The sequence below is a fragment of the Kribbella pratensis genome (assembly GCF_004366075.1).
In the GTDB taxonomy this organism is placed as follows: domain Bacteria; phylum Actinomycetota; class Actinomycetes; order Propionibacteriales; family Kribbellaceae; genus Kribbella; species Kribbella pratensis.
Genome location: NZ_SODU01000003.1, coordinates 201110 through 214573, shown reverse-complemented (window position 1 = coordinate 214573; position 13464 = coordinate 201110). Strand labels below are relative to the sequence as shown.

At 68.0% G+C, this 13464-nt stretch carries 13 protein-coding genes; 8 read left to right on the top strand and 5 right to left on the bottom strand.

Features of this window, described 5'->3' with window-relative positions; translation table 11 throughout:
• The first annotated feature begins 220 nt into the window (after positions 1–220).
• From EV137_RS25045 to EV137_RS25025, 5 genes are all read left to right on the top strand, one after another.
• A complete protein-coding gene (locus EV137_RS25045; RefSeq protein WP_134131036.1) occupies positions 221–2098 on the top strand; it encodes a ricin-type beta-trefoil lectin domain protein in 1878 nt (625 codons plus the stop codon).
• Positions 2095–3465: a chitinase gene (locus tag EV137_RS41520; protein WP_134131035.1), complete on the top strand. Its 1371-nt coding sequence runs from the start codon at positions 2095–2097 to the stop codon at positions 3463–3465. Before EV137_RS25045 ends, EV137_RS41520 begins: the two co-directional genes overlap by 4 nt.
• Positions 3466–3556: 91 nt before the next feature.
• A complete protein-coding gene (locus EV137_RS25035; protein ID WP_134007184.1) occupies positions 3557–4372 on the top strand; it encodes a MerR family transcriptional regulator in 816 nt (271 codons plus the stop codon).
• Between the two features lie 3 nt (positions 4373–4375).
• Complete coding sequence (locus EV137_RS25030; protein WP_134131034.1) at positions 4376–4726, top strand: VOC family protein; 351 nt, start codon at positions 4376–4378, stop codon at positions 4724–4726.
• A 93-nt stretch (positions 4727–4819) separates the two neighbouring features.
• Positions 4820–5440, top strand: coding sequence for an antibiotic biosynthesis monooxygenase family protein (locus EV137_RS25025; protein ID WP_134007188.1), 621 nt, complete (start codon positions 4820–4822; stop codon positions 5438–5440).
• Positions 5441–5460: 20 nt separating this feature from the next.
• Here the strand turns inward: EV137_RS25025 and EV137_RS25020 are convergent, their stop codons facing one another.
• Complete coding sequence (locus EV137_RS25020) at positions 5461–6021, bottom strand: TetR/AcrR family transcriptional regulator (RefSeq protein ID WP_134131033.1); 561 nt, start codon at positions 6019–6021, stop codon at positions 5461–5463.
• 33 nt (positions 6022–6054) lie between these two features.
• Between EV137_RS25020 and EV137_RS25015 the strand changes: the two genes are divergently transcribed.
• The gene (locus EV137_RS25015; protein WP_134131032.1) at positions 6055–6798 is read left to right on the top strand and encodes an SDR family NAD(P)-dependent oxidoreductase; all 744 of its coding nucleotides are present in this window, start codon (positions 6055–6057) and stop codon (positions 6796–6798) included.
• Here the strand turns inward: EV137_RS25015 and EV137_RS25010 are convergent.
• Positions 6795–7535: a 6-phosphogluconolactonase gene (locus EV137_RS25010; RefSeq protein ID WP_134131031.1), complete on the bottom strand. Its 741-nt coding sequence runs from the start codon at positions 7533–7535 to the stop codon at positions 6795–6797. The genes EV137_RS25015 and EV137_RS25010 overlap by 4 nt on opposite strands.
• Positions 7536–7766: 231 nt before the next feature.
• Here EV137_RS25010 and EV137_RS25005 point away from each other — a divergent pair, with 231 nt between their 5' ends.
• Together EV137_RS25005 and EV137_RS25000 are read left to right on the top strand one after the other, a co-directional pair.
• Entirely contained in the window at positions 7767–8429 is a 663-nt protein-coding gene (locus EV137_RS25005; protein WP_134131030.1) for a DedA family protein, read from the top strand.
• 62 nt (positions 8430–8491) lie between these two features.
• The gene (locus EV137_RS25000; RefSeq protein ID WP_130383864.1) at positions 8492–9118 is read left to right on the top strand and encodes an NADPH-dependent FMN reductase; all 627 of its coding nucleotides are present in this window, start codon (positions 8492–8494) and stop codon (positions 9116–9118) included.
• Positions 9119–9165: 47 nt separating this feature from the next.
• On the opposite strand, the gene EV137_RS24995 is transcribed toward EV137_RS25000, so the two are convergent.
• From EV137_RS24995 to EV137_RS24985, 3 genes are all read right to left on the bottom strand, one after another.
• Entirely contained in the window at positions 9166–10095 is a 930-nt protein-coding gene (locus EV137_RS24995) for a phosphotransferase family protein (RefSeq protein WP_134007198.1), read from the bottom strand.
• 78 nt (positions 10096–10173) lie between these two features.
• Positions 10174–12639 (bottom strand): ABC transporter permease, encoded by a 2466-nt coding sequence (locus EV137_RS24990; RefSeq protein ID WP_134131029.1) that lies wholly within the window; start codon positions 12637–12639, stop codon positions 10174–10176.
• Positions 12636–13421 carry an ABC transporter ATP-binding protein gene (locus EV137_RS24985; protein ID WP_134131028.1) on the bottom strand — a complete coding sequence of 262 codons (786 nt, stop codon included), beginning with the start codon at positions 13419–13421 and terminating at the stop codon, positions 12636–12638. The genes EV137_RS24990 and EV137_RS24985 overlap by 4 nt, the downstream gene beginning before the upstream one ends.
• Between the last annotated feature and the right edge of the window lie 43 nt (positions 13422–13464).

Genomic DNA, 13464 nt, shown 5'->3' with positions numbered 1-13464 from the left:
GACAACGAATGGGCGGCAGCGTGCCGTGAGAACGCTCCCACGTCAACCCCGGGACTAAATAAAAGATCTGAAAAAAGTCTCGGTTCCGGCGTTGACAGCGATCAGCACGGATGGTTACCTCTTGCTGACCACCTGTTGCGGCGCGGGCAGACGCCGACAACTCGAACCGCCCCGAACTCCCCGTATCTAAAGGGATACCGCAACAAGGGAGAACCGCCCCATGCCTGCCAAACATCTCCTGCCGGTGGCGGTCGCCGCGCTCTGCGTGGCCGCCGCCGGGCTCGGCTTCGGTACCGCTCCACCCGCTGCCGGCTCGACCGCCGCGGGTGAACAGGTCAACATCTGGCTGACCACCACCAACGACGCGGCCGGTCAGAACGTGACCCGCGGTCTGCAGCCGCAGACGCCGGTGAACTTCGGTCCGGCCGGCGGCACTGCGAACCAGACCATCACCGTCAACGAGAACACGACGTACCAGTCCTTCGAGGGCGGCGGTGCGTCGTTCGCCGACAGTTCGGCATGGCTGCTGAACAGCAGCAACGTGATCTCGGCCGCGACCCGCGACCAGGTGATGAAGGACCTGTTCGACCCGGTCAACGGGATCGGCCTCGCCTTCGTCCGGAACCCGATGGGCGCGTCCGACCTCGCCCGCTTCAACTACTCGTACGACGACACGTGCTGCGACCTGAACGACTTCAGCATCCAGCACGACCTCGCGGACGTCGTACCGCTCACCAAGCAGGCCCGGCAGCTCAACCCTGCTTTGAAAGTCATGGGTTCGCCGTGGAGCGCGCCGGCCTGGATGAAGGACAACAACGACTTCGTCCACCGCGGCTGGCTGAAGTGGGAGTACGCACCGACGTACGCGCAGTACTTCGTCAAGTACCTGCAGCAGAACGAGGCCCAGGGCAACCACATCGACTACATCTCGGTGCAGAACGAACCGACGTGCTGCGGCTCGGACTCGACCGGCTACGCGTCGATGAACTGGAACGGCTCCGGCCTGCTCGAGTTCACCAAGAACAACCTGCTGCCGGCGCTGCACGCGGCCGGGCTGACCACGAAGGTGCTGATCCTCGACTACAACTGGGGCAACTACAACGACCTCGGCTCGGTCCCGATCGCGGACGCCGCCCTGCGCAACGACCCGAACTTCGGTGGCATCGCCTGGCACGGGTACGGCGGCGACGTGAACCTGCAGACCCAGGTGCACAACCAGTACCCGGGCGTGAACGCGTACATGACCGAGCACTCCGGCGGTACGTGGATCGCGAACCAGCAGGTCGAGGACATGAACAACCTGATCGACTACACCCGCAACTGGGACAAGTCGTGGGTGAAGTGGGGCATCGCCCTGGACGAGAACCACCTGCCGTACGTCGGCGCCGGCTGCAACGTGTGCACCGGTCTCGTCACCGTGCACCGCAACGACAGCCAGCGCGGTCAGGTCACCAAGACCGTCGAGTACTACACGATGGGCCACCTGACGAAGTTCGTGAAGCCGGGGGCGCTGCGGATCGACTCGACCGCGAACAGCTCGGTGAAGAACGTGGCCTGGAAGAACCCGGACGGCTCCAAGGCCCTGATCGCCTTCAACACCACGGGTAGCTCGCAGTCCGTGCGGGTGAACTGGGGCTCGCAGTCGTTCGTCTACACGCTGCCGACCAAGACATCGGCGACCTTCACCTGGTCCGGCTCGCAGAGTGGTGGTGGCGGGACCAGTGGTCAGATCACTGGTCTGGCCGGCAAGTGCATGGACGTCGCGGGCGCCAACTCCGCGGACGGTACGGCGGTGCAGTTGTACGACTGCAACGGTACGACGGCCCAGCAGTGGTCCCGTCCTGGTGACGGGACGATTCGCGCCCTCGGCAAGTGCCTCGACGTCAACGCCGGCTCCGTCGCGAACGGCGCGAAGGTACAGATCTATTCGTGCAACGGCAGTGCCGCCCAGCAATGGACCTACACGAGTGGGAGAGACCTGGTGAATCCACAGGCGAACAAGTGTCTCGACGTCACGAACAACACCTCGGCCAACGGCACCCCGTTGCAGCTGTGGACGTGCACCGGCGCGGCCAACCAGAAGTGGACAGTGTCATGAAGCGCGTTGCGGCGGCCGCCGCGGCTCTCGTGCTCGGCGGCGGGCTCTTGACGATGGCGAGTCCCGCACAGGCGGCGACCGGGACGATCACCGGTCTCGCGGGGAAGTGCGCGGACGTGGCCGGCGCCAACTCCGCAGACGGTACGGCGGTCCAGCTGTACGACTGCAACGGGACAGCTGCGCAGCAGTGGAGCCGATCGAGTGACGGGACCTTACGGGCCCTCGGCAAGTGCCTGGATGTGTCGGGTGGCTCGGTGGCCAACGGTGCGAAGGTGCAGCTGTGGACGTGCAACGGGTCCGCGGCGCAGCAGTGGACGTACACGTCCGGCCGTGACCTCGTGAACCCGCAGGCCAACAAGTGCCTCGATGTCACCGGCAACAACTCGGCGAACAGTACGCCGTTGCAGCTGTGGACCTGCACCGGTGCGGCGAACCAGAAGTGGAACGTGCCGGCCGCGGATGGCGGGCCTCCTCCGGCGGGCGGTGCGCCGATGGCTGCAGCGCCGTACCTCTATCAGGGCTGGGGTGAGCCGCCGAACCCGGCGACCGTGATGAACGCGGCCGGCGTGAAGTGGTTCACGATGGCGTTCATCCTGTCCAACGGGTACTGCAACCCGCAGTGGGACGGGAACCGGCCGCTGACCGGTGGCGTCGACCAGCAGGCGATCAACACGATCCGGTCCAACGGCGGTGACGTCGTGGTCTCGGTCGGCGGCTGGTCCGGCAACAAGCTGGGTCAGAGCTGCGGTACGGCGAGCGAGCTTGCGGCGGCGTACCAGAAGGTGATCAACGCGCTGTCGCTGAAGGCGATCGACGTCGACATCGAGGACCAGGAGTTCTCGCAGGCGGCCGTCCGGCAGAAGGTCGTCGACGCGCTCAAGATCGTCGAGCAGAACAACCCGGGAATCGCGACGTACCTGACCTTCGGCACCACGACGTCCGGGCCGGACGGGAACGGTCAGGACCTGATCCAGCGGGGTGCGAACTCGGGGCTGAACCTGGACGGCTGGGTGATCATGCCGTTCGACTTCGGCGGCGGGTCGACCAACATGGGCACGCTGACCCGGCAGGCGGCCGACGGGCTGAAGAACCGGGTCAAGGCGGCGTACGGGCTGACCGACGACGCGGCGTACCGGAAGATCGGCATCTCCTCGATGAACGGCATCACCGACGTGGCCGGTGAGCGCGTCAACCTGTCGGACTTCGAGTCGATGCTGTCCTACGCGTCCGAGCACCACCTGGCCCGGTTCACGTTCTGGTCGGTGAACCGCGACCGTCCGTGCACGGGCGGCGGCGCCGACACCTGCTCCGGCGTCTCCCAGAACCCGTGGGACTTCTCGAAGGTGATCGGCCGCTACCGAGGCTGACCCCCTTCGCACGGCAACTGCCCGCCTGGATCTTCCAGGCGGGCAGTTTCGGGTTTGACCCTCCGGCTACCGGAGGGTGGAAGCTTGTCGCATGACGGCGACGGTGACGGTGGGGGAGTTCTCCCGCCTGACGCATCTGAGTGTGAAAACCCTGCACCACTACCACGACATCGGCCTGCTCGCGCCGGTCGCGATCGACGCTTCGTCCGGCTATCGGCGCTACGGGACCGATCAGGTCGATACCGCATTGCTGATCCGGCGGCTGCGGGAACTGCGGATGCCGCTGCCGGACGTCCGGGCGGTGGTCGAGGCGTCCGACGGTCCGGCCCGGGAAGAGACGTTGCGCGCTCATCTCGAGCGGATGGAGCAGGAGCTCGCCCATACGCGAGACGTCGTCACGTCGCTGCGTGAACTGCTGACCCCCGGCCGGCCGGTGCTCGACGTGCAGTACCGGTTCATTCCGCCGTTCCGTGCGTACGGCGTGACCGGGCACGTCGTGCGGGACGAGATCGGGCCGTGGTGTGAGTACGCCTTCGGGAAGCTCGGCGCCGTCGCCGGTGACATCCGGGCGACCTCGGGAGCGACGTACAGCGACGAGTTCTTCACCGACGACGCGGGTGAGGTGGTGACCTTCCTCCCGGTCGCGCCGGACCAGCCGCCGGCCGACGGGGTCGAGCTCGTCGACCTGCCCGGCGGCTACTTCGCGATCGCCGTGCACGCCGGCCCGATGACCGATTTCGACCGTACGTACGGCGCGCTCGGCAGCCATGTCGCGGAGTACTGCGAGGTGGCGCCGGGACCGATCCGTGAGTTGTACCCCATCGGCCCGGGGGACGTCCCCGATCCGGCCGACTACCGAACCGAGGTCTGCTGGCCGATCCGGCGGATCCCTGTGCTGAAAGGCTGAACCATGTCCGTAACGCTCGAGAACATCGCCTTCGACTGCGCCGACGCGCAGGCGCTCGCCACCTTCTGGGCCGGCGTGCTGTCGACCGAGGTCGATGCTGATGGCAACCAGTTCTTCGCGACCGTGAACCGGGCCGCGGCCGGGCCGACGCTGATGTTCCTCCAGGTCCCGGAGCCGCGCAACGGCAAGAACCGCCTGCACGTCGACCTGGCCGCCACGGACTGGTCCGCCGAGGTCGACCGCCTGGTCGGACTGGGCGCCAAGCGGCTCGACGAACACAACGAGTACGGCACCCACTGGATCACCCTCGCGGACCCCGAAGGCAACGTCTTCGACGTGGCCGAGCACCACTGAACTTGGCCTTGCCAGGCACCTGTTCCGGGAGGAGGGTGAGAAGTGTCCGGCGGCGCCGCCCGGGCGCTGCCCTGAGCGTAAGGGGGGTGGATCGTGTACGCGCGTTCCACCACGATCAATGCCGCCCCGGCGTCGATCGACGCCGGCGTCGCGCGGGTGCGCGACGAGGTGATGCCCATGCTGATGGGGATGGACGGCTGTATCGGCCTGTCCATGCTTGTCGACCGTGAGTCGGGCCGCTGCATCACGACCAGCGCCTGGCAGTCCGAGGAGGCGATGCGGGCCACGGACGAAGAACTGCAGCCGGTCCGGGAGCGGATCGCCGCGGAGCTCGGCGGCAGCCCGATGGTGCAGGAGTGGGAGATCGCCGTACTGCACCGTGATCACCGTTCGGTGGCCGGCGCATGCGTCCGGGCCACCTGGGTGAAGGTCGACCCCGCGAACCTCGACCGGGCGATCGACGTCTACAAGCTCGCCTCACTGCCGAGGCTGGAGGACCTGGCCGGGTTCTGCAGCGCGAGCCTGCTGGTCGACCGGGCGTCCGGCCGGGCGGTCTCGTCGGTCACCTACGACAGCCACGAGACGCTGGACGGCAGCCGGGAAGCGGCGGCCTCGATGCGTGCCTCGACCGCGAAGGACGCCGGCGCCGAGATGCTGGACGTCGGTGAGTTCGAGCTCGCCATCGCCCATTTACGAGTCCCTGAGCTGACCTGATCGGTCACGGTGTGATCCGGTCATGGTGCGTGACCGAATGCGGCCGTGAACGCCTCGCGGAACAGATCGGCCAGATCGGGCTCGCCGTCGTCGGCGGCCCAACGGAGCAAGGCGGTGTGAGTCACCCCCAGTACGGCGCTCGCGGCAGCGCGGGCGCCGTACTCGAGGGAAGGGTCGATCGCGCTGACGAAGGCCTCTTGCAACCGGTACTGGCTGTCCAGGTGGCGGGCTTGCAGCGCCGGTGTCGAGATCATCAGCCGGAGTCGCGCTAGCAGTAGGTCGTGCTCGTTCGTGGCGGCCAGGTCGAGGATCGTCAGGACGGTACGGCCGATGCGGTCGGTGAGTGAGCCCGTCGCGGGCAGTTCGGTGAGCGTGGCCGCGGTCAGCTGGTCGAAGTCGTCGTACAGGACCAGATCTTCCTTGGTGGGGAAGTTCCGGTAGACCGTCATCGCCGAGACACCGGCTGCGTCGGCGACATCGTTCACCGTGGTCGCGTCGTACCCACGGTCGGTGAACAGGCGGAGCGCCTGCCGCTGGATGCGCTGCCGGGTGTCGGCGCGCTGGCGGTCTCTCAAGTTCATATGGTAGATACTAACAACATGATAGTTTCTAACATGAACGGCAAGGTGGCATTGGTGACGGGTGCCTCCCGGGGCATCGGGCGGGCGATCGCGGGACGGCTGGCCGCGGCGGGTGCCGAGGTGGCCGTGCACTATCACCAGGACAAGGCCGGTGCGGAGGAGACGCTCTCGCGGATCGGCGGTCGTGGGTTCGTGATCGGGGCCGAGCTTGGGGTGCCTGGGGATGCGGAGCTCGTCGTCGACCAGTTGGTTGCGGGGCTGTCCGGGCGGCGGCTGGATGTGCTCGTGAACAACGCGGCGGCGTCGCCGGCGGGCCCGATCGGTGCGGACACGGAGGCAGCGTTCGACCGGTTGATGGCGGTCAACGTGCGGGCGCCGTACTTCCTGATCCAGCGGTTGCTGCCGATCCTGTCCGACGACGGCCGGATCGTGTCGATCTCGTCGGTCGCGACCCGGATGGCGAACCCGGCCCAGACCTCGTTCGCGATGACCAAGGGTGCGTTGGAGACGATGACTCTCGCGTTGGCGCAGGAGTTGGGTGCGCGGGGCATCACCGTGAACGCCGTGGCTCCCGGTGCGACCCGGACCGAGGCGAACGGGGCGATCTTCGAGGCGCCCGGGTTGTCGGAGCTGATCGTCGCGCAAACAGCGCTCGGGCGGTTGGGCAGCGCCGATGATGTCGCGGAGGTGGTCGCGTTCCTTGCGTCACCCGCGGCGCGGTGGATCACCGGACAGGTCGTGGACGCGTCCGGTGGTCTGCACCTCGGGGTCGGCTAGGGGGTTGAGCCCGGCGTCGACCCGGTGTCCAGGAAGAGTTGTACGTCGGGGTGCGTGCGCAGCGCCGTACCGGGGTAATCGGGGCCGATCGGTCGCGTGAGAGTGTCCTGGACAGCTTGGCGTTTGACGGATCCGGGGACCGAGCCGATCAGTGCGTGTGCGTTCAGCAGGCGGGGGATGGTCACGGTGACCGCGTGGGTCGGTACGTCGGAGAGCGCCGGGAAGTTGCCCTCGTCGACCTGCTGCCGGCGGCTGGTCTCGTCGAGCGCGACGCGTTTCGTGGCTTCCGGGTCGTTGAAGTCGGCGGGGGGATCGTTGAACGCCAGGTGGCCGTTGACGCCGAGGCCGAACAGTACGAGGTCGAACGGGTCGTCGCCCATCAGTTGCGCGTAGGCGTCCGGGCCGTCCTCGGGGGCGAGTGGGTGGAACGTTGCCTGCGGCACCTTGTCGAGGAAGTTCCGGCGCAGCCAGTTGCGGAACGACTGCGGTGCGTCGGGCTTCAGGTCGACGTACTCGTCCATGTGGAAGCACTCGACCCGGCTCCAGTCGATGTCCGGTTCGGCGGCGAGGGCGGCCAGGGTGGCTGTTTGGCTCGGCGCGGCGGCAAGCATGACGCGCGCCCGCCCGGTCGCGGCGATCGCCTTCCTCAGCCGCTCGGCGGCAGCGGCGCTCGCAGCGCGCCCGAGCTCCGTGCGGTCCGAACAGGTGACGACCCGAGGAGCGTGCTCAACAGTCATGGAGAAAGGCTCGCACACTCTCCGGACCACCGCCGCGCCCTGCCGGACTGCGAACCAGCGCCGGGGACCGGGAACAGGCAATAGCTAGTTCCCCGTCCCCGGCGGGGGTGCCCACATCCGCGGACCCGGCGACCCGGGGGTTAGCCCCCGGGTGGGGCGGTGGTTTGCCGGAGGTTGGGTCGGTGGGTGGCTGGAGTGTGTCGGCTTGTCCGCGGAAATAGCGTCGTGGGTATGACGAATCAGGTGCTGGCGGGTGCGGTGCAGGAGCCGACGGGTGGGGTGGCCGGGTGGGCGATCGACCTCATGGAGCGGTTGGGGCCGGCGGGGGCAGGGCTTGCGGTGGCGTTGGAAAACCTGTTTCCGCCGTTGCCGAGTGAGGTGATCCTGCCGCTGGCCGGGTTCGCGGCCGCGCGGGGTGATCTCGGGCTGGTCGCCGCGATCCTGTTCACCACGCTCGGGTCGGTCGTGGGTGCGCTCGCGCTGTACGGCGTGGGCGCCGCGCTCGGGCGGGACCGGACGCGGGCGCTTGCCGCGAAGCTGCCGCTGGTGAAGCTGCGGGACGTCGACAAGGCCGAGGACTGGTTCGCCCGGCACGGAGCGAAGGCGGTGCTGATCGGGCGGCTGGTCCCGGTGGTTCGCAGCCTGATCTCGATCCCGGCCGGGGTCGAGCGGATGCCGGTCGCACTCTTCCTCCCGCTGACGGCCGTCGGGAGCCTGGTGTGGAACTCGCTGCTGATCCTGGCCGGCTACCAGCTCGGCGAGCGGTGGCATGTGGTGGAGTCGTCGGTCGGGGTGTTCCAGAAGGTGGTGATCGCCGCCGCGGTGGCCGCGGTCGGGTGGTTCGTCGTGGCGAAGCTGCGGGCCCGGCGTTCGGATTCTGAGAAAGTCCAGTAAGCGGCTCGACTTTGACTACGCTTCAGGGGAGTTGCCGTCGAGGTTTTCAGGAGATGGGTCAGATGCCGTCAGTCGCGTTCGAGTCGCAGGTCGTGCCCCAAGGTGCGCAAGAGCCGCCGGTCTGGCCGCAGTCGGTGGTCACCCTGGTGGGCAATCCGCGGGCCGGGTCGCGGACAGCGGCCGCGGCGGCGTCCGTCGCGGAGTTGCTTGCCTCCGAGCTCGGTACGCCGTACCGGATCGACGAGCTGATCGACCTGGTGACGATCGCCCCGGCCATCTTCCAGGGCGAGCAGGCCGGTGCCGAGGCGCAGGCGGCGTTGGAGAGTGCGGTCGATCTGGTGTCGTCGGCGTCGGTGATCGTTGTCGCGACTCCGGTCTACAAGGGCAGCTATACCGGGCTGTTGAAGAGCTTCCTCGACGTCCTGCGACCTTCTGCGCTGGCAGGCTCCGTGGTCGTCCCGGTGACGGTGTCGGCGGCGCCGAGCCACAAGCTGCTGGCGGATCAGCACATCCGTCCGGTGCTGGCGGAGCTGGGCGCGAGCGTTCCGGTGCCCGGGGTGATTCTGGAGGAGCGCGATCTCGAGGACCTGCAGGTCGTGCTGTCGGGCTGGATCCGCGACAACGCCGGCATCGTCCAGGCCACCACAATCGCCCTCCAGCCAGTAGCCGAACCAACCCCCGCCCGCTAGCGCAAACCTGGCTCCTCACGTGTCGTGCGGTGGGAGGCTGATCACATTCAACTGGCCGGGTGGATGCGGAGGGCGCTGAAGCGGGCGGCGAGGTCGTCGATCCAGGCGATCGGGGTTCGATGATCCGGGAGCGGTACGCCGGCTTCGCTCCGCCACAGGGCGTCGCCGAGTGCGGTGCGCAGATGCCACGCCATGACGCGTTCAGGAGACAGGTTGCGGCCGGAGATCTGTTGGTAGTGATTCATGGTCGCCTGTAAAAGTTCGACGCCTGGTCCGGTGCCTGGGAAGGCACGGAGGTCGTACTCCGGCTCGGCCGTGCCGACTGTTTCGAAGTCGATCACCACGCGGAGCTCATCGCCCTGCCAGACCTGGTTCCCACCATGGAGATCTCCGTGCGCCAGTACTGTCGGCGCAGGCGAGGCGAGGATGTCGTCGGTCCAATCGCACCAGCGCATCACCGAATCGACCTGGTCCGGCCGGATCCACGGCCCGATGCCGGCGCGGATCGTCTGAGTGGTCGCGGGTGGTAGCAATACGGGCTGTTGGCCGCCGACGAGGTGGTCGGCCCGCTCGAAGGCTTGGTGCAGGCCGGCCAGAAAGATCGCGAGCTGCCGGCCGGCGTGATCACGGTCGATCGAGTCGACGATGTCGAACAACGCCGTACCGGGAACGCGCCTGGTCACCAGCAGTACCGGATCGGTGCTGCTGGCAGTGACCTCCGGGAGGAACGGAACACCAGATTCGTTCGCCAGTGCTGCCAGTACGCCGATCTCGTGGGCGACCCGGAGTGCTGCGGGTTGCGACCACGCGAACTTCACGACGTACTGGTCCCCGACCATCGCGCTGGCGGCCCACCACTGTGGATCTTCCTCGCCCAGCGTCTCCCGAACGACAACCTCGTGCCCGCTCAGCTCCGGAGCAACCACTCGCAATGCGTCTGCAACCGCCTCCGAAGACCCCTCGGCCAACCACCTCATCCGTCCATCCCATCACGAGAGCGGCTTTCCGGAGGAAAGTTTGCGCTGGGTGGCAACAATCTTCCGGAAAGCCGGCGGTCAATCCGAGTAGGTGGGTTGGGTTGGGGAGTGGCGGAGGGCCGTGGTTGCTGGGATGAGGGTTGAGCCGAAGGTCAGTAGGGCGGCTGCGCCCACTACGACGAGGTAGATCCAGATCGGGCCCGTGGGCAGGGCGTCGTTGGAGACCTTCGCGGAGAAGGGGAGGAGACAGGCCAGGGCGACTGCGGTGCCGAGGGTGACGCCGGTGAGGGTGACCAGGGTGCTTTCGGTGGTCAGCATGCGGAGCACCTGGAAGCGGGTCGAGCCGGTCAGCCGTTGCAGGGCGAACTCCCGACGGCGGCGCAACGTGGTGGATACGAGGGTGTTGACGACCGAGACCGCGGTGTAGGCGATCAGCATGCCGACGAGCATGTAGTTGATCCATGCCTGTGTCTGCAGGTCCTCGACGTTCGAGGCGACCAGGGTGCTGCGGTCGGCGACCTGGACACCTGGATGGGCGGCAGCGAGCTTGGCCAGACCCGGTCGTACGTCGGCGCCCGGTGCGGCCCGTACCAAGATCTGCTTGGTCAACCCGTCCGTCGTGTGTGCCGCGACCAGCGAGGCGGGCAGGATGATCGTCTCGTACCCGCGCTCGGCCGCAAACGTCGCGATCACCCGCAGCTTCACCGTGGTCCCGTCGCCCAACGTCATCGTGATGTCGGACCCGACGCCATGACCGGTCTTGCTCGCCATGTACTCCGGCACCGCCGCGGTCGCCCCGGTGAGGCCGGCCAGCGATCCGCTCGTCAACCGAACCGGCGCCGTGCCGTTCGCGCCCTGCGCATCCACGCCGATCACCGGCGCGCCGTCCTCGTCGAACGGAGCCTTACGAGGCTCATCCACCGCACCCATGCTGCGGACGAACGCCGAAGCACTCGCCACGCCAGGCACGGCCCGAACCTGCGAGAGTACTGTCGGCGAGAGGCCGGCATCCGACACCAGTACGGCGTCCGCACGCAGATCCCGCGTGAACGCCTCCGAGGATGCGTGCACCTGCGTGGTCTGCATGTACAAGTTGGCGGTCGAGATGCCGACGGCAAGCATCACCGGCATCGCCGCGGCCGACAGCGCGACCGAACGCGCCGACAGGTTGCGGATCGCGAGCCGGCCGTTCACCCGGGTCAGGGCCTGGACCGGCCAGCGCCAGATCCCCAGCACCGCCTTGGTCCAGAACGGCCCGAGCACCGCGACACCGATCGCCCAGCACAGGATGGACGGACCGGCGGTCGATGCGGCGAGCGGACCGGACATCACCGTCGCGGTGACGATCAGCAACGCCATCCCGCCACCGAGGAACAGGAGGCCGAACAGCAACCGGATCCAGCTGAACCATTTCCGCTGCAACGAAGCCTCGACCAGCGCTTCGACCGGCTTGATCTTCGCCGACTTCCGCGCTGCGATCAGGCCCGCGCCGATCGCCGCGAGGACCGCGGCACCGGCACCGGCCGCGAACGGGATCCACCCCTGCGAGAACTCGATGACCGGCGAGGCGACGCCGTGCGCACCGAGCTGATCGAACAGGAATTGACCGAGGAAGATCCCTGGCAGGCATCCGAGGACGACGGCCGGCAGCGCGACCATGAGCGCCTCGCCGAGGATCATCCGCCGTACCTGACCGGGCGTCGTGCCGATCCCGCGGAGCAGTGCAAACTCACGCTCCCGGTGCTGCGCGGCGAGCGCCAATGTGGACGCGACCACGAACATCATCGTCATCACCGCGATCCCGCCGAACGAGCCGGCGATCGCGATCAACGCCGTACGGTGTGATTCGGCGTCGGGGTGTTCCGCGAGGCCGCGGTCGACTCCCGCACGGACGGCCAGGTTCCCGTCAACCTCTTCCAACCGGTCCTTGACCGCGGAGATGTCGGTGCCAGGAGCAACCAGTACGCCGACATCGGCGAAGCGGACCGGGTTGCGGACGAGTTGCGCGGCGTCGTGGTCGGAGAAGAAGGCGTGACTGGAGGCCTGCGGCGCGATGCCGCTGATGATGAAGGCCTTCGGCTCGCCGTTGATCAGGAGGGTCAGTTGCTCGCCCGGCTTCCCGGTCGAAACGACGACCTCGCCGGACCGAGGTGCGCGTCCGGCACTCAGGTGATAGGGAGCGAGGGACGCGCTTGACCAGTTGTGGCCCTCAGCAACAGAAGGGCCGATGGTCGTGAACGTATAGTCGCCGACAGCGGACGAAACGCCTTGTACAGAACGGATCTTGGCGAGCAGGTCGACAGGTACGCCGACGCGTTCTGTCAGGGGAGTGGCGTCCTCGACGCCGGGGCGGAGATGGGACTGCTTGCCGGTGACAACGAGCGAGGCGCCCGCGAGGCGTTGCGGCTCCACGTTGGAACGGATACCGGTCTCCATCAGGCCGCCACAGGCCATCACGATCGCCGTACCGAAGACGACCGCGATGAACGTGGCGATGAATCCGCTCTTGCGATGGCGCAAGGTGCGGAGGGCGAGGCGCATCATCCCGCCACCGCCTGCAGGGCCGAGCGTGCGCCGAGGTGGGTCATCCGGTCGGCGACCGCTTCGGCGGTCGGGGCGGTCAGGCTGCCGGCGAGCGCACCGTCGGCGAGGAAGACCACCTGGTCGGCGTACGACGCGGCGACCGGGTCGTGGGTGACCATGACGACCGTCTGGCCCTGGGTCCGCACCGGCTCGCGCAGGAGCTCGAGGACGTCGGCAGCGGTCTGGGTGTCGAGGGCGCCGGTCGGTTCGTCGGCGAAGATCACGGCCGGACGCGCGACGAGCGCGCGGGCGATCGCGACCCGCTGCTGCTGGCCGCCGGACAGCTCGCCCGGGCGGTGCTTGGACCGGTCGGCGAGACCGACGCGCTCCAGCACCTGGCGTACGGCGGCCTTGTTCACGCGGCGCCCGTCGAGCTCCTGCGGCAGGCAGACGTTCTGCCAGACGGTCAGTGCGGGGAGCAGGTTGAAGGACTGGAACACGAAGCCGATCCGCTCCCGCCGGAGCTCGGTCAGCCTGCGCTCGCTGAGTCCGGCGAGCGGCTGGCCGTCGATGGAGACACTGCCGGACGTCGGCCGGTCGAGTCCCGCCGCGCAGTGCAGGAAGGTGCTCTTGCCCGATCCGGACGGACCCATCACCGCGGTGAAGGTGCCGGGGGCGAACTTCATCGAGATCCCGTCGAGGGCGGTGACGGCGTTTCCGCCACGGCCGTAGACCCGTCGTACCTCCTGCAGGACGACCGAGTACCCGGTCCCGTCGACTGCTTCCTGCGTCCGTTTCTTCATGCCGCTGACGCTACGGATCAGCGGCGTACCGACCCATGGTGCT